An 18,570-nucleotide genomic window follows, 5' to 3' on the forward strand; every position below is an offset into this window, starting at 1 on the left:
CACCACCGAGAAATGGCGCCCGAGCGGCGTCGCGATCGGGCCGAGCGTGGTTCGAGGAGCGGAGCCGTACACCCATACGGCGATGCACTGAGCCCGGACTGACAGCAAGCCCTGCGGCTTGATGACAGCCTAGCGAAGGCCGTCGCGCCTGCATGCGCGGCGGCACGCAGGGCCGAGATCGGCTTGCGCAGGTGCCGAGCGGGTGGCATTTCATGCTTCGTTCCCCGCAATGATCGACATCACCGCCATGCGCACCGCGATGCCGAAGGTCACCTGCGGCAGGATCACGCTGTGCGTGCCGTCGGCCACCGCCGAAGCGATCTCGACGCCGCGGTTGATCGGCCCCGGGTGCATCACGATGGCGTCAGGCTTGGCCAACGCCAGCTTGTCGTCGGTCAGGCCGTAGTGCTTGAAGAACTCGCCGGCGCTGGGCAGCATCGCGCCGCTCATGCGCTCGTTCTGCAGGCGCAGCATGATGATCACGTCGGCGCCGCGGATGCCCTCGGCCATGTCGTGGCACACCCTCACGCCCATCTGCGCCAGATCGCCCGGCACCAGGGTCTTGGGGCCGACGGCGCGGATGTCGGGCACCCCCAGCGTGGTCAGCGCATGGATGTCTGAGCGCGCCACGCGCGAATGCACGATGTCGCCGACGATGGCCACGCTGAGCTGGGTGAAGTCCTTCTTGAAGTGCCGGATCGTGTACATGTCCAGCATGCCCTGCGTGGGGTGCGCGTGGCGACCGTCGCCAGCATTCACCACGTGCACATGCGGCGCGCAGTGCTGGGCGATCAGGTACGGCGCGCCCGATTCGCTGTGGCGCACCACGAACATGTCGGCGTGCATCGCGCTGAGATTGGCGATGGTGTCGAGCAGACTCTCGCCCTTGCTGGCACTGCTCTTGGCGATGTCGAGGTTGATGACGTCGGCCGAGAGGCGCTTGGCGGCGATCTCGAAGGTGGTGCGGGTGCGGGTGCTGTTCTCGAAGAACAGGTTGAACACGCTCTTGCCGCGCAGCAGCGGCACCTTCTTCACCTCGCGGTCGTTGACCGACAGGAAGGTGCCGGCGGTGTCGAGGATGTGGGTCAGCACCGCCCGCGGCAGGCCTTCGATCGACAGCAGGTGGATCAGCTCGCCGTGGCGGTTGAGCTGGGGGTTGCGCTTGGAGAGCATCGCGTCAGCGCTCCTCTTGAAGTGAGAAGGAAAGGGTGCCGTCCTCGGCCCGGGCGAGCGCGAGCTTCTGGTGCGCCGGCAGCGCGACGCGCGCGGCGGCAAAGGCCGGCTGGATCGGCAGCTCGCGACCGCCGCGGTCCACCAGCACCGCCAGTTGCACGCTGGCCGGGCGGCCGAAATCGTAGAGCTCGTTGATCACCGCCCGGATGGTCCGGCCGGTCGCGAGCACATCGTCGATCAGCAGGATGTGACGGCCGTCGATCGCGAACGGCAGCTGCGTCGCGTCGGTGGTGCTGGCCAGGCCGCGGGCACCGAAGTCGTCGCGGTGCAGGGTGCTGCTGATCACCCCGGGCTGGCCGGCCAGGCCCAGGTCGCGGTGCAACTTCTCGGCCAGCCAGGCCCCGCCGGACCAGATCCCGACCAGCGACAGGTCGGGCCGGATCAAGGGCCGCACGCCGGCCAACAGTTCAGCGTACAGGGCGGAAGCGTCCAGGCTCAGGGTGCTCATGGCAGGTGCTCGCGAAAGAATTGCTCAAGAATCAGCGCGGCCGACGCCGCGTCGACATCCGATGCGCCGCTGGCCAGCGCCTCGGTGGTGGTGTAGCGTTCGTCGACCTCGTGCACCGGCAGCCGGAAGCGGCCGTGCAGCTGGCGCGCAAAACGCTGCGCGCGGCGGGTGTTGTCGTGGGGGGCACCGTCGGGGTGGTAGGGCACGCCCACCACCAGCGCATCGGGTTGCCATTCGCGGATCAGCGCGGCCACCGCGGCGAAGCGGGCCTCGCCCTCGGCCTCGATGGTGCGCAGGCCCTGGCCCTGGCGCAGCAGCACCGAGCCGGTCGCCACGCCGACACGGCGGGTGCCGAAATCAAAGGCGAGGAACGACGAGCCCAACCCGCTGCGTGGGACGGCGCGGGGCTCAATCGCCATGGCGCCAGCGCGGGCCTCGCGACGCACCGTGACCGGCCATCGGCGTCATGCGTGCCCTGCCTCCTGCGACAGCATCCTCGGGTCGATGCCCAGCAGGCCCAGGGCGCGCTCGTAGCGCTGCTCGACGGGTGTGTCGAAGATCACCTCGGGGCTGGCGTCGACCGTCAGCCAGCCGTTGCGGCCGATCTCTTCTTCGAGCTGCCCCGCGGACCATCCGCTGTAGCCCAGCGTCACCAGCGCGCGCCGCGGCCCCTGGCCGGCGGCGATGGCTTCAAGCACGTCCTTGCTGGTGGTCATCGCCAGGCCGCCCGGCACCTGCAGCGTGGAGTTGTAGGGCTCGCGGTGGTCGGATTGCGGGTCGTGCAGCACGAAGCCCCGCTCGGTCTGCACCGGCCCGCCGAAATAGACCGGCTGGTCGTCCCAGCCTGGCTGATCCAGCGGCAGCTCGATCTTCTCGAACAGGCTCTTGAGCGTGATGTCGATCGGCTTGTTGATCACCAGGCCCAGCGCCCCCTGGTCGTTGTGCTCGCACAGGTAAACCACCGAGCCGGCAAAGCGCTCGTCAGCCATGCCCGGCATGGCGATCAGGAACTGATTGGTGAGATTGATGCCGTCCGACGCCATGCGGACATTCTATTTCAGGGGTCCGTCGCGTCGCGAAATCCGGCGACACTGGCGCGATGGACAAGGCCTTCGACCGTGCGCTCGTGTGGTTCCGCCGGGATTTGCGCGCCACCGATCACGCGGCGCTGCATGCCGCCTGCCGGGCGGCACGCCAGGTGCACTGCGCCTTCCTGTTCGATCAGGAGATCCTGGCGCCGCTGCCGCGCACCGACCGGCGGGTGGCGTTCATCCGCGACAGCCTGGTCGATCTCGACGGCCAGCTGCGCGCGCTGGGTGCGGCGCACGGCATCGACGGCACCGGCCTGATCGTGTTGCAGGGCCAGGCTGGCACCGAGCTGCCGCGGCTGGCCCGCCAGCTCGGCGTTCAGGCGGTCTACGCCAGCCACGACGACGAACCCGCGTCGCTGGCCCGCGATGCGCTGGTGCGAGGCCGCCTGGCCGACCTGGGCGTGATCCTGCACACGATGAAGGACCATGTCGTCTTCGAGCGCGACGAGGTGCTGACCGCCAGCGGCGGGCCTTACAGCGTGTTCACGCCCTACAAGTCGGCCTGGCTGAAGCGGCTCGACGACGCCGCGCTGCACGCCTGGCCGGTCGCCCGGCACGCCCAGGCGCTGGCGCCTCGCCCGGCCAGCGTCGGCCCGGCCGGCGTGCCGACGCTGGCCGACATCGGCTTCCAGCCCGCCGACCTGAACCACCTCGCGCTGCCGACCGGCAGCACCGGCGGGCAGGAGTTGCTGGCCGATTTCCTGGAGCGCATCGACCACTACGACCGGGCCCGCGACTTCCCCGCCGTCAAGGGCCCCAGCTACCTCGGCGTGCACCTGCGCTTCGGCACGGTGTCGATCCGCCAGTTGGCGCGCGAGGCCTGGCAGCGCAGCGAGGCCGGCTCGCCCGGCGCCCAGGTCTGGCTGAGCGAACTGATCTGGCGCGACTTCTATCACCAGATCCTGCACCATCACCCGCGCGTCGTCGGCCACGCCTTCCGGCCGGAATATGACGCCATCAAGTGGGAGCACGGCAAACACGCCGAGGCGCTGTTCGCGGCCTGGTGCGAGGGCCGCACCGGCTATCCGCTGGTCGACGCGGCGATGCTGCAGCTGACCCGCACCGGCTACATGCACAACCGCCTGCGCATGGTGACGGCCAGCTTTCTGGTGAAGGACCTGGGGCTGGACTGGCGCCGCGGCGAGGCCTGGTTCGCACGCCATCTGAACGATTTCGACCTGGCGGCCAACAACGGCGGCTGGCAATGGGCGGCCTCCACCGGCTGCGATGCCCAGCCTTATTTCCGCATCTTCAACCCGGTCGCGCAGAGCGAGCGCTTCGATCCCGAAGGCAAGTTCATCAAGCGCTACCTGCCCCAGCTGGCCTCGCTGCCGGCGCGCGCCGTGCACGCCCCGTGGCTGGCCCGACCGCTGGAATGGGTCGAGGCCGGCCTGCGCCGCGGCGTCGACTATCCGGATCCGGTGGTGGACCACGACGCGGCGCGCCGGCGCACGCTGGAGCGCTTCGCGCTCGCGCGCGCCAGCCACCCGCGCTGAGGTGCCCGGGCCGACATGGCCGTCAGAAGAACTCGATGTCGTTGGCCTGGGCGACGTCGGTCAGCTCGCCCGCACGCACCAGCGCTGCGTGCGAATGCACCTGGTTGCGGCCATGATGCTTGGCGTAGTACACCGCGAGATCGGCCCGTTCGACCGCCGCGTTCGGGGTGTCACCGGCCCGCACGTCGGTGAAGCCGACGCTGACCGTGACGTGATCCACCCGCGGGAAAGTAAAGGCCTCGACCTGGCTGCGGAAGCGCTCGAAGGCCGACGTCGCGTCGCGCTCGTCGCGGCAGCGCAGCAACACCACGAACTCCTCGCCACCGAAACGGTAGAGCTTGTCGGGCAGCCGAAAGCTGCGCCGCATCACACGCGACAGCAGCAACAACACTTCGTCGCCGATCAGATGCCCGTGCTGATCATTGACCAGCTTGAAATGATCGATATCGACCACGCCCAGCCAGTAGCGCAAATCGTGGGTGTGGCGGCGCTCGGCCGATTCGCTGCCGCCCAGGTTCGCCGGCAGGGCCGAAGCCTTGTAGAAGCTCTCGTCGAAACTCTTGCGGTTGAGCAGGCCGGTCAGGGTGTCGCTCTCGCTGTAATCCAGCAGCGCCACCAGATTGCGAAACACCTGCAACAGGCCCACCACGTCCTGCCGGACGGACGGCGCCGGAGGCCGACGCGTCGTCACCTCCAGCACGCCGCTCGCGCCGCCGTTCGACGCCAGCGGAAACAGCAAGTGCAGCTCCGCGCCATCGGCACGGGCCAGCTCGCTGCCTTGTCGCATGCAGCGCTGCCACTCGGGCTCGCTGTCCAGCGGCGGCAGGGCGCGCAAATCCACCCAGGTCGAATCCAGCGCCGAGGTGCCCCGCCCTTCGACCGCGCGGGCGCCGGTCAGCCAGCGCAGGTCGCCCTCGTCACCCACCCGCCGGTGCAGCGCCACCGCCTGTGCATCGGCCCATTCGCGCACCGCCGCCACCAGCCCGGCGTCCAGCGCATCGCGGTCGCGGTGCGCCGTCAGGTCCACCACCAGCTCGATCAGGGCGCGCATCGTCGCAAGTCCATGGCAGCGCTCGGGGGCATGGCTCGGCGTCAGCTCAGCGCGGCGGCATGCGCCGGCAGGCTCTCGCGAACCATGGACAGCAGCGCCTCTTCGTCGTAAGGCTTGCCGAGATAGTGCTCGACCCCGAGTTCGCGGGCATGGTCCCGGTGCTTCTGCGCGATCCGTGAAGTGATCATGATCACCGGCAGATCGTGCCAGCGGCTGTCCGCTCGCACGTTGCGCACCAGGTCGAAGCCATCCATCCGCGGCATTTCGATGTCGCTGAGCATGACGGCCGGGCGTTCCGCCGCCAGCAACTCCAGCGCTTCGAGGCCATCGCGCGCGAGCGCGACCCGATAGCCTTCGCGCAGCAGCAGGCGCTGGGTCACGCGCCGGACCGTCAGCGAATCGTCCACCACCATCACCAGCGGCGCCTGCTGCTGCAGCATCGCCGGCACCGACTCGGTCGGCGCCGCAGCGGCCTCGCGCTCGGCCGGCGCCGCAGCCATCCGGCGCCGCGCCTCGTCGCCGTACACCGCGGCCAGCGCGACCGGGTTGTAGATCAGCACGGTGTCGCCATTGGGCAGCAGCGACATGCCTGCCAGGCCGGGCAAGCGCGACAGCTGCGGCCCCAGGTTCTTGACCACCACCTCGTGATTGCCCAGCACCTCGCCGACGTGCACCGCCACCCGTTGCGAGGCACTGCGGATGATCAGCACCTGGACGGTGCGCCCCTCCACCGGCCCGCGAGCGCCATGCTGCACCAAGCCGCCCAGCCAGAAAAACGGCATCTCCCGCTCGCCGTGGCGCAGCGCGCCGCTGTCATAGGCGGCCAGCACCTCGGCCACGGGCACGCGCCGCACCAATTCCACCAGCGTCGACGGCACGGCCAGCGTCATGCCGTCGCAGTCGAGCAGCACCACCTGGGTGACGGCGGTGGTCAGCGGCAACACCAGCTGGAACGCGGTGCCGCGTCCGGCGGCGCTCGAGGTCTCGATGCGGCCGCCCATCGCCGTCACCTCGGAGCGCACCACGTCCATGCCGATGCCGCGTCCGGCGAGTTCGTTGACGCCCTCGACCGTGGTGAAGCCCGGCTTGAAGATCAGGCCAGCCAGTTCGGCCTCGGTCGGGCGGGCGTCCTCGGCCAGCAGGCCGGCGGCCCGGGCGCGTTCGGCGATGCGCGGCAGATCCAGGCCGGCGCCGTCATCGCGCACCTCGATCCGCACCTCGTTGCCGACCTGGCGCAGGCCGACCTCGATCGATCCCGCCGAATCCTTGCCCAGCGCCTCGCGCAGGCCGGGCGCCTCGATGCCATGCACCACCGCATTGCGCAACAGGTGCTCGAACGCCGGCGCCATGCGGTCCAGCACGCTGCGATCGACCTCGACCGAGCCGCCGGTGAGGTTCAGGCGGACCTGCTTGCCCGATTCCTTGGCCGCCTGCCGCACGACGCGATACAGGCGGTCGGACAAGGTGTCGAACTCGACCATGCGGGCCCGCAGCAGGTCGTCCTGCAGATCGCGGGTCAGGCGGGCCTGCGCGGCGAGCTGGTCTTCCGAACTCTGCAGCGACTGCTGCAGGCTGCGCTGCACCGTTCCGACGTCGCCGACCGACTCGGCCAGCATCCGCGTCAACTCCTGGACCCGCGTGAAGCGGTCCATCTCGAGCGGGTCGAAGGCTTGCTGGGCATGGCGCGCAGCCTCCATGCGCGAGCTCATCTGGGTCTCGGCCTGCAATTCGAGATCGCGCAATTGCCGGCGCAGACGTTCCAGGTTGTCGGTCAACTCGCGCAGCTGGCCGCGCATCTGCGTCACGTCGGTTTCGATGCGGGCCCGCGCGATGCCGACCTCGCCGGCATGGTTGACGAGCCGATCCAGCAGCGGGCCGCGCACCCGGACGCTGCCCCCTGCGGACGCATCGGTGGCCTGGGCCGGTGACGGCGGCAACCCCCGGGCCGACGACGCCGGCGCAAGGCGGCTCCAGTCGACCACCGGCGCCGCATCGGCGTCCGGCGGCGCGACCGCGTCGGCCTGTGTCGCCTCGGGCCGGCCCGGAGCCGGCACCGCGGCCGACGCGGCCGCCACGTCGGCCGGCTGCTGCACCGGCAGAGCCGCCGCCACCCCGACGGACCGTGCCTCCGGCAAAGCCAGGCCGAGCAGGCGCTGCAGGTCCTCGGACAGCGCGTCGACCCCCAGCTGCAGTGCGGCCACGGCGCCGGCCTCGACCGGGCCGCTGGCGCTCAGGTGCTCGATCGCCCCCTCCAGCCGGTGGGCCATCTCGCCCAGCCGCATCGCACCGGCCAGGCGTGCGCCGCCCTTGAGCGTGTGCAGCGTGCGCATCGCCGCGACGCCCGCCCCCAGTTCGGCCGGATCCTTCTCCCATTCGCGCAGCTGCTGCGCCAGCGTCGGAATCAGGTCCTGCGCCTCTTCGGCGAAGAACTCGAACAGCTCGGGGTCGATCGCGTCGACCGCATCGAGGTTTTGCTGCAAGGCATCGAGCGTCGGCGCGTCGGCGGAGGACGCGGCGACCGGCCGGTGCTCGGGCAGCTCCGGCGCCGGCTCGGGCGTCCGCAGCGCGCTGAAGCGGACCTCGCCCAGCGCGGGCTCGTCGGTCCAGGCCTGACGCGTGGAATCGAGCGCAGGGCTTTCGTCCAGCGCGGCATGGTGCGTGATCTCGGACGATTCGCGGGCCTCGAAATCGGCCAGGCGCTCGTCCAGCTCGGGCGGCACCGGGCGCAGGAAACCGGCAGCGAACTGGTGCAGCAGGCGGCGCAGCTCGTCGGCCACCTCCAGCAGCAGGCGGGCGTCGCCGGCCTGCACGGTGCCCCAGGCCGTGGTCCGCTCCAGCGCATGTTCGAGCCGTCTCGCCAGCCCGGACAGGGCGACGTAGCCCACCGTGGCCGAGTTGCCCGCCAGAGAATGCGCCAGCGCCACCGCCTCGTCGCTGGCTGGGCGGTCCAGCTCCATCTGCCATTCGGCCAGGTCGACGCACAGGCGCCGCGACTGTTCGTCGGCTTCGTTGAGGTAGATGTTGAACAGCGTGATCGGAATCCGCAGCGGGCCGACGATCTTGTAGCGGTCCGCATCGTCGGCGGCCGACAGCGCGGACTCGGATTCCGCCTCGACCGCCTCGACCGCCTCGCCGGCCATCGGCGCGGCAGCGGCCTCGGCGACGACCGGCAGCGCAGGCTCGGGCGGCGGCGCCATCGGCTCAGGGGCGGGCGCCGGCGGCCAGTCGACATCCAGGTCCAGCTCGAAATCGACCGCCGGATCGAGATCGACCGGCATCTGCGCCGCCGTCGGCTCCCAGCGCGGATCGACCGCTTCCTCCTCAGCCGACGCCTCCGGCTCCGCTGCGCTCAGATCCAGGTCCAGATCCAGATCGAGCGGCCGGTCGGCGCCGACCGGCACCACGGTGGGCGGCTCGGCCATGACGGGCTCGACGGCCGGCGTCTCGGCCAGGTCCGCCGCCAGCGCGACCGGTTGCGCCACCGCTTCCTCGGGTTCATCGCGCCGCGCGGCCGGCGCCGGCGCAGCCTGGCGCAGCGCCGCGGCCCGCTGGACCCAGACCGTCTCGTCGAAGGCCGAGGCGTCGCCGCCGGACCGGAGCGCATCGACCCACTGCTGCAAGGCCGACAAGGCGTCGCCCGTGAAATGCTGCAGCGGCAGATCCGCTTCGACCTCGGCGTTCGCCAACCGGGCGTTGAACAGTTGCTCGCAGGCCCAGGCCGCTTCGCCGAACGCGCCCAGGCCCACCATGCGCGCGCTGCCCTTGAGGGTGTGGAAGGCGCGCCGGACGCCGGTCAACGCCTCGAGGTCGCGGGGCTGATGCGCCAGGGCCTGGACCGCTTCGCGGGCCTGCGCGATGACCTCGTCGGCCTCCTCGAAGAAGACCTCGCGCATGTCGTCGTGTTCGTCCCCCGGCACGGCGGCCGGCGGCTGCGGCTGCGAGGCCTGGCTGAGGGTCGAGAAGGCCTGAGCCAGATCGGCCCGGGCAGCGTCGCGCTGTTCGGTGTCCTCCGCGCCATGCAGGGCCTGGCGGGCGCGCTGGGCGGTGTCGGCCAGCGCCGGCTCGTCGGCCGCCACGGCCTGATGCGCCAGACCGTCGAGCTGATGCGACAAGTCGTCGGTCGACAGCCGCTCGTCGGCGGCCGTGTCGGCCAGCGCCTGCACGCGCTCCATCAGGGTCGCATCCGCCGCCGGCGCGGCGACGTCGCCGGCCGTGCCGCGCCCCATCACCGCCGAGAAGCGGCCACTGTCGGGGTCGAAGCGGAACAGCGTCTTGGCCAGTTGCGGCTGCACGCCCAGCATGTCGATCAGGAACGACAGCCCACCCAGGTTGTCGGCCAGCCGCGCCGCGGCCGCCTCGGCACCGGCCTGGCCGGCCATCATGCTGTCGACATCATCGCGCATGCGCTGCACCGCCTGCGACGCCGGGTTCAGCCCCAGCACCGACAAGACCCCGCGCATCGTGGCGAGCTGGGCCGGCACCGGGATCAGCAGATCGCGCTCGTCGGGATGCCGGTTGTAGCGGTCGAGCTGCTGCTCGACTTCGGCCAGCGCGGCGCGCAGCTCCTGCACCACGCTGCCCATGGTCTGGCGGTCCGAGGCTTCGCGATACAGCTCCTCCATCCACGGCTCGACGGGCTCCGGCGGCAGGCCGTCGGCCGCGTGCTCCATCCGTTCGGACAGGCGCTGGATGCGCCGGACCCGTTCGGGCCGGTCGAAATCCTGGTCGTCCAGCGACGCCTCCACGCACAGCAAGGCGGTGGCGACCTCCATGGCCAGCTCGGGCCCCGGCGCCACGCCTCGCGCGACGCTGCCCGACACCGCGCGCTGCAAGGCCTGGCCCAGGCGTTCGCCGTCCGGATAGAGCTGCCGGGCCGAGTCGGCGACCAGGGTCGCCTGCTCGCCGCAGACGGGCAGGACCGCGACATCGCCCGCCGAGGCCAGCGCCCAGATGTCCTTGAAGGCACCGACGCGGCGCCGCGCCTGCGGCACCAGGGCCGGATCGAAGCGCCCCAGCGGGCTGACCAGGTAGTCCACGTCGGCCAGCGACGACGGGCCCAGCGCCTGGCGCACCCGCGCGAGCTGCGGCGCGGCATGGCGGTCGTCGTCGCGGGCCCGTGCGCAGAAGAATTGCAGATCCTGCAGCAGGCGCTCGGGGACGTCGCTCACCCCTCGCTCCATCGCGCCCAGATGGGCCGAGAGCCGCGAGGTCATGCGCTGGCTGAACGGGTCGGCCCCCAGCAGGCCGGCCGCCTGCGCTTCATAAAAGGCCGACGCGAGCTGCCACAGCCCGGCCGTGCGCCCTTGCGCGCCGGCGGCCAGCCCGCCGAAGAGTCGGCTCATGCGCCGCTGGGCCTCGGTGTCGCCGCGCATCGTGCCGAGCATCGCCGATTCGATCGCGCTGCGCACCCGGGCGTCGGGGCGGAGCGGCGCCGCCGGGGCCGGCAGCGTGTTCAAGGCCTCGGCCGGCGGGGCCTGCCACAGGTCGGCCGGGTGGATGCGGTCGGCACCGGCCAGCGTCAGTGCGGCGCGGTACTGCGGGAACATCGCCAGCGGCGACACGTCCTGTCCGGCCAGCAGGCGCTGCAGGTAGTCGAGCGTGGCGAAGGACACCCGTTCGAGCACGGCGACCGCCTCGGCGCTGACCCCGGCCGGGTTGGCGGCCAGCCGCTGCAAGGCCTGCTCGGCCGAGTTCAGGCAGCGCGCCGGAGCCGGCAGGCCGATCATCTGCAGCGCCCCGACCGCCTGGTGCACCAGTGCGCGCGCCTGCAGCAACGCGGGGGGAACGACGTCGTCCTGGCCGCCCGCCATCGTGGGCCGCTGGTCCAGGTCGCGCAGGTGGCGCCGCAGCGACTTGTTGGCGGTGTCCAGCGTGCGGCGCAACTCGTCGCGCACCCAGGCCAGTGCGCTCAGATCGCCAGGCAGCTCTTGCTCGCGGGTGGGGTCCATGGTGTGGGCAGAATGTGTCCAGGGGCCGATCAGGCGATCTTGAAGCGATCCACCGACTGGCGCAGTTCTTCGGCCGTGCGCGACAGGTCGTGCACCATCTGCGCGGTCGACCGGGTGCCGTCGCCGGTCTGCTCGGTCACCGCGAAGATGTGCTGGATGTTGACCGCCACCACGTTGGCGGAATCGGCCTCCTGGCGCGCCTGCTCGGAGATGTGTGCGATCAGCGACGAGAGCTCGCGGGTCACGCGGTCGATGTCGCCCAGCGCCGCGCCGGCCGCGTCGGACAGCCGCGCGCCCTGCACCACGCCCTGGGTGGAATGCTCCATGGCCGCGACGGCATCCTGGGTGTCGGTCTGAATCGTCTTGACCAGCGCGGCGATCTGCCGGGTCGCATCGGCCGAGCGCTCGGCCAGCCGCTGGACTTCCTCGGCCACGACCGAGAAGCCGCGGCCGGCCTCACCAGCCGATGCGGCCTGGATGGCAGCGTTCAGCGCCAGCACGTTGGTCTGCTCGGTGATGTCCGAAATCAGCTCGGTGATTTCGCCGATCTCCTGCGACGACTCGCCCAGCCGCTTGATGCGCTTGGACGTCTCCTGGATCTGCTCGCGGATCGCGTTCATGCCGCCGATCGTGTCGGCCACGGCCTGACGACCGTTCGACGCCGCCTGCAGCGACTGGCGCGCCACGTCGGCCGTCTGCTGGGCCTGGGCCGACACCTGGTTGATGCGACCGGCCATCTGCAGCACCGACTCGCCGGTCTCGCGGATTTCGCGCAACTGCTCGGTGGACGCGGCCAGCAGCTCGGTCGAGGTGTCCTCGACCTGCTGCGTCGTGCCGGTCACCCGCGCCGCGGTGCTTTGCACCTGGGCGACCAGCGAGCGCAACTCTTCCACGGTGTAGTTCACCGAGTCGGCGATCGCCCCGGTGATGTCCTCGGTCACCGTCGCCTGCTGGGTCAGGTCGCCCTCGGCCACGGCCTGCAGCTCGTTCATCAACCGCAGAATCGCGGCCTGGTTGGCGTCGTTCACGCGCTTGGCCTCGCGCTCCAGGGCCTCGGCCGCCAGCCGCTGCTGCTCGGCCTGCGCCGCGCGCTGGGCCTGACCACGCACATAGAGGCGCAGGAAGCCCAGGCCGCCCAGCACCATCGCAGCGCCCGACAGCAACAGCACCAGCATGTGGCCCAGCCCCAGGCCGCCGCCGGCCTCCAGATCGGACTGGACGGCCTCGAGGCCCTTGCGCAGCGGCTCGCTGTCGCCGACGATGGCCGCCTGGGCCTCGCGCGCCGACACCAGGCCCTGCAGGTTGCCGAGAATGCCGCTGGCCTGGACCCGGGTCTTGTCGTACTCGGCGATCAGCTGCTCCAGGCGCTCGCGGGTGGCGGCGTCGCGGGTGCCCGGCAGGTGCAGGTCGGCACTGCCCTTGAGCAGGCCATCGGCGATGTCGCGGAAGGTGTTCAGATCCTTGCCGAGCAGGAACACCGCCTCGGGGCTGACGCCTTCGAGCGTCAGGAATTCGTTCGCGCTCTTGCCGATGCGCTGGGTCAGCATCACCAGCTCGCCCACCGCCGAGACCTCGGAGGCCGATGCGCCGGACTGCAGCTTCAGCGACGACACGGTCTCCGCCAGCTCCAGCAGGTCGGACGACTGCCGATTGATCTGGTGCAGCGACTGCCCCACCTGGGTCAGCGTGGTCTGCTGGGCCAGCACGATGGCGGCGTTCTTCTCGGCCCGGTCGATCAGCGGCAGCAAGGGGGTGATGTCCGCATGGGCCTTGCCGCCGATCGCGTCGATCTGCGCGTTGCCCTGGGACAGGCCGCGCAGGTTGCTGGCCAGCACCTGGCCGCTGTCGCGCACTTCCGGGAACGCCGCGGGGTTGCCCACCAGCGCCTGCGACACCGACTTGGCCAGACGCTGGGACTGCATCAGGGCCTGGCCCGTCGCCGCCAGCTGGCGCGCCTGGCGACCCGCCGACCCCAGGGCCAGCGCAGCGGTGACCGCGAAGACCACCGCGCCCGCCCCGATCAGGCCGAGCAGCAGGCGTTGCTGCTGCGCCACCGGCTGGGTGCCGATCAGCGGCAAGGCCGCGCCCCCCTCGTCCAGCACCGAAGCAGCCTCCAGGCGCGAGGCCACGGGATCACGCGCGGCCCCGTCGGTCGCCGCGGCGCCGGCGTCCGGCGACGACGCCGGCTGCTGCGCCGCCAGTCGCTGATCGATCTCGGACAGCAAGGCATCGACCTCCTCGTCGCCGGCCTCGGTGCCTTGAGGGGCCGGCATCGCCGGCGCCGGCGCCGCACCCGGTCGGAACTTGTTTTTCAGCTGGTCGAGCAAGCTCATCTCATCCTCGCAATCATCACGGCCCGCCCGGGGCCGCTGGCTTCTTATCGGGTTCCCGGCTCAATCCGCCGCCACATCGAGAAAACGCGGATCTTCAGCCAGCGCCAGCAGATCCAGCGCCTGCCAGGATCGGCCCGCCGCATCGCGCCAGCAGGCGTCGGCGAACCGCGGCTGCCCCGCGGCCGGCGCGGCCGGCAGGCGCTGCAACTGCGAGGTGTCGCGCAGCCCCATCAAGCGGTCGACCTGCAGGGCGCAGTTGACCCGCAGCGCCGTGTTCATCACCACCAGCTGGGCGCCCGCCGGCGCAGGGCCGTGTTCGCGCAAATGCAGAAAGCGGGCCAGATCGACCACCGCATGCAACTGGCCGCGCAGGTTCGCCACGCCGGTCAGCCAGGGCGCCGCGTGCGGCACCGGCAGCACCGCCTTGGCGGCATGGATCTCGCCGGCCTGGGTCAGCGGCAACAGCAGCCCGGCGCCGGCGCATTCGACCGCCAGCCAGCCCGCGTCGCGCGGTTGCTCGCGCACCGCCTGCAGACGCTGCGCCAGTCGGACCTGCAATTCCCGCAGAGCTTCCTTGTTCGACATCGGTCAGGAGCGCAGCGCCGCGAGGCGGCTCAGCCCAGCGCCTCGATCTTGGCCATCAATTCCGCCGCATCCACCGGCTTGACGACGTAGTCGCGCGCACCCTGGCGCAAGCCCCAGACCCGGTCGGTTTCCTGACCCTTGCTGGTGCACATGATGACCGGGATGCCCGCGTAGCGGGGGTCGCGCGTGATCGTGCGGGTGAGCTGGAAGCCGTTGGCGCCCGGCATCACGACGTCCATCAGGATCAGGTCGGGCTTGTGCTCGGCCAGGCGGCGCATCGCTTCCTCGCCGCCCTCGGCGGTGGCCACGCTGAAACCGCGGCGCGTCAGCAGGTCCGACAGATAGAACAGCTCGGTTTTCGAGTCGTCGACGAGAAGAATGTGCTGGATAGGCATGCGCTGGGTCCCCGGCCAAGGATCAGCCGCCGCGGTGTCTTCGAAGGAAGACGAAGTCCACGTCATGATGATCAGTCATTGTGGGAGCGGAACTGGGCGACGACGCGCAACAGCTGCTCCTTGGTGAAAGGTTTGGTGAGATAGTCGTCCGAACCGACCATGCGGCCACGGGCCTTGTCGAACACGCCGTCGCGCGACGACAGCATGATCACCGGCACGCCATGGAACCGCGGATTGCGCTTGATGATCGCGCAGGTCTGGTAGCCGTCCAGCCGCGGCATCAGGATGTCGCAGAAGATCAGGTCCGGCTCGTGATCGTTGACCTTGGACAAGGCGTCGAAGCCATCTTCGGCGAGCACCACGTCGTAGCCGCCCTGGCGCAGGAAGATCTCCGCGCTGCGCCGGATCGTGTTGCTGTCGTCGATGACCAGCACCTTGGTCGCCGCCGTGGTCGGTCCTGACGCCGTTTCGTCGCTCACCTCGCGCCCCTCAACGTCGGTTCTTGCCCAGCGCCTGGCGTACCTGCCGGGCCGGCAGGCAACGCGCGGTTCGCGCTCAGATCTGAACCATTTCGAAATCTTCCTTGCGCGCGCCGCATTCAGGACAGGTCCAGTTCATCGGCACCATGGCCCAGGTCGTGCCGGGAGCGAGGCCGTGTTCGGGATCGCCCGCCGCTTCGTCGTAGATCCAGCCACAGATCAGGCACATCCAGGTTCGGTATTCGCTCACGGGTCCGATGCCACTCACTACAATTGGCAGCGAGTATAGCGATGGCCCCCAGGCGAAAGCCAAGGGTTTGTCGGCACATGCACAACAATGCTCAAACTTTTCCTGAAGTTGCCGGCCGGCCCATCCGATCGTTCGCGCATCCTCTTCTGCCAGGCCCCACTGAATGACCACTGACACCCTCCCCGCTGCCGGCAGCCTGCCCGAAGAGACCGGCGACGCGCCGGTGCCGGCCTGCGTGCTGAGCTTCAACGCGAGCGATCCCAGCGGCGCCGCAGGGCTCAGCGGCGACATCGCCACGATCGCGGCCATGGGGGCCCATGCGCTGCCGGTGGTCACCACCGTGCTGATGCGCGACACGGCCGAAGTGTTCGACCAGCACGTGATCGATGACGACGCCGTGGTCGAGCAGGCGCGCGGCATCCTCGAAGACGTCACCGTCGGCGGCTTCAAGGTCGGCTTTCTGGGCAGCGCCGAGAACGTCAGCGCGGTGGCGGAGATCCTGTCCGACTACGCCGAGGTGCCGCTGGTGGCCTACCTGCCGAACCTGTCCTGGATGGAGGAGGACGACCAACAGACCTACCTCGACGCCTTCCGCGAGCTGATCCTGCCGGCCTGCGAGGTGCTGGTGGGGAGCCACAAGACGCTGACCGACTTCCTGCTGCCCGACTGGGACAACGAGCGCCCCGCCTCGCCGCGCGAGCTGGCAGTGGCCGCCACCGAGCACGGCGCCGAATTCGTGCTGGTCACCGGCGTGATGCTGGCGGCCGCCAAGGGCGCCAGCCAGTTCGTCGACAACGTGCTGGCCTCGGCCCAAGGGGCGCTGGCGGGAGAGAAGTTCGAGCTCTTCGAGGTGTCGTTCGTCGGAGCGGGCGACACGCTGTCGGCGGCGCTGGCGTCGCTGCTGGCGGTGGGCAGCGAACTGCAGGCCGCCGTGGGCGAAGCCTTGCAGTTCCTCGACCAGAGCCTGGATGCCGGATTCCGGCCCGGCATGGGCAATGTGGTGCCCGACCGTTTCTTCTGGGCCTTGCCGCCCGAAGAAGAAGGCGCCGAGGGCGACACCCCGCCCGAACCCGGCAACCCCCTCGATTCCCTGCCCCCTGGAGCTTCGCGCCGTGTCCACTGATTCCACCAACGCCCAGTTGTTCGAGCGCGCCCAGCGCAGCATCCCCGGCGGCGTCAACTCGCCGGTACGGGCCTTCCGCGCGGTTGGCGGCACGCCGCGCTTCATCGCCCGTGCGCAGGGTGCCTATATGTGGGACGCCGAAGGCACGAAGTACATCGACTACATCGGCTCCTGGGGCCCGATGATCCTGGGCCACGGCCACCCTGCCGTGCTGGACGCCGTGCTGAAGGCCGCGCACGAGGGCTTCAGTTTCGGCGCTCCCACCGAGCGCGAGATCGAACTCGCCGAGGAGATCATCCGCCACGTGCCCAGCATCGAGCAGGTGCGCCTGGTCAGCTCGGGCACCGAGGCCGGCATGAGCGCGATCCGCCTGGCGCGCGGCGCCACCGGCCGCAGCAAGATCGTCAAGTTCGAGGGCTGCTACCACGGCCATGCCGACGCGCTGCTGGTCAAGGCCGGCTCGGGCCTGGCCACCTTCGGCCACCCCACCAGCGCCGGCGTGCCGCCCGAGGTGGTGCAACACACGCTGGTGCTGGAGTACAACAACCTCGAACAGATCGAAGAGGTCTTCAAGACCCAGGGCGACGAGATCGCCTGCGTGATGATCGAGCCGATCGCCGGCAACATGAACTTCGTGCGCGCCCAGGTGCCCTTTGTGAAGCGCATCCGCGAGCTGTGCGACCAGCACGGCGCGCTGTTCGTGTTCGACGAAGTGATGACCGGCTTCCGCGTCGCGCTGGGCTCGGCCCAGAGCGTCTACGCCAAGGCGATTCCCGGCTTCCGGCCCGACATCTCGGTCTTCGGCAAGGTCATCGGCGGCGGCATGCCGCTCGCTGCGTTCGGCACCAGCCGCAGGATCATGCAGAACCTGGCGCCGCTGGGCCCGGTCTACCAGGCCGGCACGCTGAGCGGCAACCCGGTGGCCACCGCCTGCGGTCTGGCCACGCTGAAGGAAATCGCCAAGCCCGGCTTCTACGAGGCACTGGGTGCCAAGACCCGGGCGCTGGTGGCCGGCCTGACCCAGGCGGCGCGCGCCGCGAACGTTCCCTTCGTCGGCGACAGCGAAGGCGGCATGTTCGGCTTCTTCTTCGCCGATGCGCTGCCGCAGAACTACGGCGTCGTGATGGCCACCGACAAGGAACGCTTCAACCGCTTCTTCCACGGCATGCTGGATCGCGGCGTGTACCTGGCGCCGGCCTTGTACGAAGCCGGCTTCGTCAGCGCCGCCCACACCGAGGCCGACCTCGCCGCCACCGTGGCGGCGGCCACGGCCGCGCTCGCCGCGGCATGAGCGACCTCCGCCTGACGAGCTTCGCCGGCCAGCCCGCGCTCGCGCTGCGCGCGCCCGACGGCGCCCGCGCCACGGTGCTGCTGCACGGGGCCCACCTGGTGTCCTGGGTGCCCGCCGGCGGCGAGGAGCAGCTCTACCTGTCGCCGACCACGCGGTATGGCACCGGCGCGTCGGTGCGTGGCGGCGTGCCCGTCGTCTTTCCGCAGTTCAACCGGCGCGGCCCCCTGCCCAAGCACGGGCTGGTGCGCACGCGCACCTGGGAAGCCGCGGAATCCGTGGTGCGCGGCAGCCATGCGATCGGCGTGCTGCGGATCACCGACGACATCGCCACCCGGGTGCACTGGAGGCACGGCTTCGAGGCCGAGCTGACCGTGAGCCTGGCCGGCCAGGAGATCGCCATCGAGCTGGCCGTCACCAACACCGGCGACACGCCGTTCGACTTCACCGCGGCGCTGCACACCTATCTGCGCTGCAACGAGCTGCTCAAGCTGCAGCTCGAAGGCCTGCAGAACCACGGCTACGAAGACTTTCTGAACGGCGGCGCGGCGGGCGAACAATGGGGCGACGTGCTGACCTTCGTCGGTGCCATCGACCGCGTCTACCACCGGGTCGAGGCCCCTTTGACGCTGCGCGAGCTGGGCCGGCGCACCCGCATCGCCATGAGTGGCTTCGACGACGTGGTGGTCTGGAACCCCGGTGACGACGGCGTTCAGCAGCTCGGCGACCTGCCTGACGAAGACTGGCGCCGCATGCTCTGCGTGGAAGCCGCCCGCCTCCGCGAGCCGGTGCACCTGGCACCCGGCGACGACTGGGCCGGCATGCAAACATTGACCACCGCGTAACGCCC

Annotated in this window: 15 protein-coding genes; 4 read left to right on the forward strand and 11 right to left on the reverse strand. The window is 70.6% G+C overall.

All coding sequences use genetic code 11. The features are described 5' to 3' along the window. Positions 1 to 210: 210 nt before the first annotated feature. Genes AC0N04_RS17165 through AC0N04_RS17180 form a run of 4 tightly spaced genes read right to left on the reverse strand, consistent with a single transcriptional unit; the run spans position 211 to position 2,724 of the window. On the reverse strand, positions 211 to 1,275 hold the full coding sequence (locus AC0N04_RS17165) for an aspartate carbamoyltransferase catalytic subunit (RefSeq protein WP_474283605.1): 1,065 nt from the start codon (positions 1,273 to 1,275) through the stop codon (positions 211 to 213). After that, entirely contained in the window at positions 1,178 to 1,681 is a 504-nt protein-coding gene (gene pyrR, locus AC0N04_RS17170) for a bifunctional pyr operon transcriptional regulator/uracil phosphoribosyltransferase PyrR (protein ID WP_474283607.1), read from the reverse strand. Before pyrR ends, AC0N04_RS17165 begins: the two co-directional genes overlap by 98 nt. Further along, a complete protein-coding gene (gene ruvX / locus AC0N04_RS17175; RefSeq protein WP_474283609.1) occupies positions 1,678 to 2,100 on the reverse strand; it encodes a Holliday junction resolvase RuvX in 423 nt (140 codons plus the stop codon). The genes pyrR and ruvX overlap by 4 nt, the downstream gene beginning before the upstream one ends. 45 nt (positions 2,101 to 2,145) lie before the next feature. After that, positions 2,146 to 2,724 (reverse strand): YqgE/AlgH family protein, encoded by a 579-nt coding sequence (locus AC0N04_RS17180; protein ID WP_474283611.1) that lies wholly within the window; start codon positions 2,722 to 2,724, stop codon positions 2,146 to 2,148. Positions 2,725 to 2,780: 56 nt separating this feature from the next. Between AC0N04_RS17180 and AC0N04_RS17185 the strand changes: the two genes are divergently transcribed. After that, positions 2,781 to 4,268, forward strand: coding sequence for a cryptochrome/photolyase family protein (locus tag AC0N04_RS17185; protein WP_474283613.1), 1,488 nt, complete (start codon positions 2,781 to 2,783; stop codon positions 4,266 to 4,268). Positions 4,269 to 4,290: 22 nt separating this feature from the next. Here the strand turns inward: AC0N04_RS17185 and AC0N04_RS17190 are convergent, their stop codons facing one another. From AC0N04_RS17190 to AC0N04_RS17220, 7 genes are all read right to left on the reverse strand, one after another. Further along, entirely contained in the window at positions 4,291 to 5,319 is a 1,029-nt protein-coding gene (locus AC0N04_RS17190) for a GGDEF domain-containing protein (RefSeq protein ID WP_474283615.1), read from the reverse strand. 41 nt (positions 5,320 to 5,360) lie between these two features. Continuing rightward, positions 5,361 to 11,168, reverse strand: coding sequence for a hybrid sensor histidine kinase/response regulator (locus AC0N04_RS17195; protein WP_474283697.1), 5,808 nt, complete (start codon positions 11,166 to 11,168; stop codon positions 5,361 to 5,363). 128 nt (positions 11,169 to 11,296) lie between these two features. Further along, on the reverse strand, positions 11,297 to 13,600 hold the full coding sequence (locus AC0N04_RS17200) for a methyl-accepting chemotaxis protein (protein WP_474283617.1): 2,304 nt from the start codon (positions 13,598 to 13,600) through the stop codon (positions 11,297 to 11,299). A gap of 60 nt (positions 13,601 to 13,660) precedes the next feature. Further along, on the reverse strand, positions 13,661 to 14,185 hold the full coding sequence (locus AC0N04_RS17205; RefSeq protein ID WP_474283619.1) for a chemotaxis protein CheW: 525 nt from the start codon (positions 14,183 to 14,185) through the stop codon (positions 13,661 to 13,663). A gap of 29 nt (positions 14,186 to 14,214) precedes the next feature. Next, entirely contained in the window at positions 14,215 to 14,580 is a 366-nt protein-coding gene (locus tag AC0N04_RS17210; protein ID WP_474283621.1) for a response regulator transcription factor, read from the reverse strand. Positions 14,581 to 14,651: 71 nt separating this feature from the next. Then, entirely contained in the window at positions 14,652 to 15,059 is a 408-nt protein-coding gene (locus tag AC0N04_RS17215; protein WP_474283623.1) for a response regulator, read from the reverse strand. Between the two features lie 76 nt (positions 15,060 to 15,135). Then, on the reverse strand, positions 15,136 to 15,288 hold the full coding sequence (locus AC0N04_RS17220; RefSeq protein WP_474283699.1) for a rubredoxin: 153 nt from the start codon (positions 15,286 to 15,288) through the stop codon (positions 15,136 to 15,138). A gap of 184 nt (positions 15,289 to 15,472) precedes the next feature. Between AC0N04_RS17220 and thiD the strand changes: the two genes are divergently transcribed. From thiD to AC0N04_RS17235, 3 genes are read left to right on the forward strand one after another with little or no spacing between them, the layout of a single operon-like run. Next, positions 15,473 to 16,432 (forward strand): bifunctional hydroxymethylpyrimidine kinase/phosphomethylpyrimidine kinase, encoded by a 960-nt coding sequence (thiD, locus tag AC0N04_RS17225; protein ID WP_474283625.1) that lies wholly within the window; start codon positions 15,473 to 15,475, stop codon positions 16,430 to 16,432. After that, positions 16,422 to 17,723, forward strand: a complete 1,302-nt coding sequence (gene hemL / locus AC0N04_RS17230; RefSeq protein ID WP_474283627.1) for a glutamate-1-semialdehyde 2,1-aminomutase — start codon at positions 16,422 to 16,424, stop codon at positions 17,721 to 17,723. Before thiD ends, hemL begins: the two co-directional genes overlap by 11 nt. After that, on the forward strand, positions 17,720 to 18,565 hold the full coding sequence (locus AC0N04_RS17235; RefSeq protein ID WP_474283629.1) for a D-hexose-6-phosphate mutarotase: 846 nt from the start codon (positions 17,720 to 17,722) through the stop codon (positions 18,563 to 18,565). Before hemL ends, AC0N04_RS17235 begins: the two co-directional genes overlap by 4 nt. The last annotated feature ends 5 nt before the right edge of the window (positions 18,566 to 18,570 follow it).

The sequence above is a fragment of the Ideonella sp. sgz306126 genome (genome assembly GCF_056032705.1).

Excerpts from the sequence above, each read along its gene's own strand:
- pyrR (WP_474283607.1), bottom strand. The coding sequence starts at position 1,681 with ATGAGCACCCTGAGCCTGGACGCTTCCGCCCTGTACGCTGAACTGTTG.
- ruvX (WP_474283609.1), bottom strand. The coding sequence starts at position 2,100 with ATGGCGATTGAGCCCCGCGCCGTCCCACGCAGCGGGTTGGGCTCGTCG.
- AC0N04_RS17180 (WP_474283611.1), bottom strand. The coding sequence starts at position 2,724 with ATGGCGTCGGACGGCATCAATCTCACCAATCAGTTCCTGATCGCCATG.
- AC0N04_RS17185 (WP_474283613.1), top strand. The coding sequence starts at position 2,781 with ATGGACAAGGCCTTCGACCGTGCGCTCGTGTGGTTCCGCCGGGATTTG.
- AC0N04_RS17190 (WP_474283615.1), bottom strand. The coding sequence starts at position 5,319 with ATGCGCGCCCTGATCGAGCTGGTGGTGGACCTGACGGCGCACCGCGAC.
- AC0N04_RS17200 (WP_474283617.1), bottom strand. The coding sequence starts at position 13,600 with ATGAGCTTGCTCGACCAGCTGAAAAACAAGTTCCGACCGGGTGCGGCG.
- AC0N04_RS17205 (WP_474283619.1), bottom strand. The coding sequence starts at position 14,185 with ATGTCGAACAAGGAAGCTCTGCGGGAATTGCAGGTCCGACTGGCGCAG.
- AC0N04_RS17210 (WP_474283621.1), bottom strand. The coding sequence starts at position 14,580 with ATGCCTATCCAGCACATTCTTCTCGTCGACGACTCGAAAACCGAGCTG.
- AC0N04_RS17220 (WP_474283699.1), bottom strand. The coding sequence starts at position 15,288 with ATGTGCCTGATCTGTGGCTGGATCTACGACGAAGCGGCGGGCGATCCC.
- thiD (WP_474283625.1), top strand. The coding sequence starts at position 15,473 with ATGACCACTGACACCCTCCCCGCTGCCGGCAGCCTGCCCGAAGAGACC.
- AC0N04_RS17235 (WP_474283629.1), top strand. The coding sequence starts at position 17,720 with ATGAGCGACCTCCGCCTGACGAGCTTCGCCGGCCAGCCCGCGCTCGCG.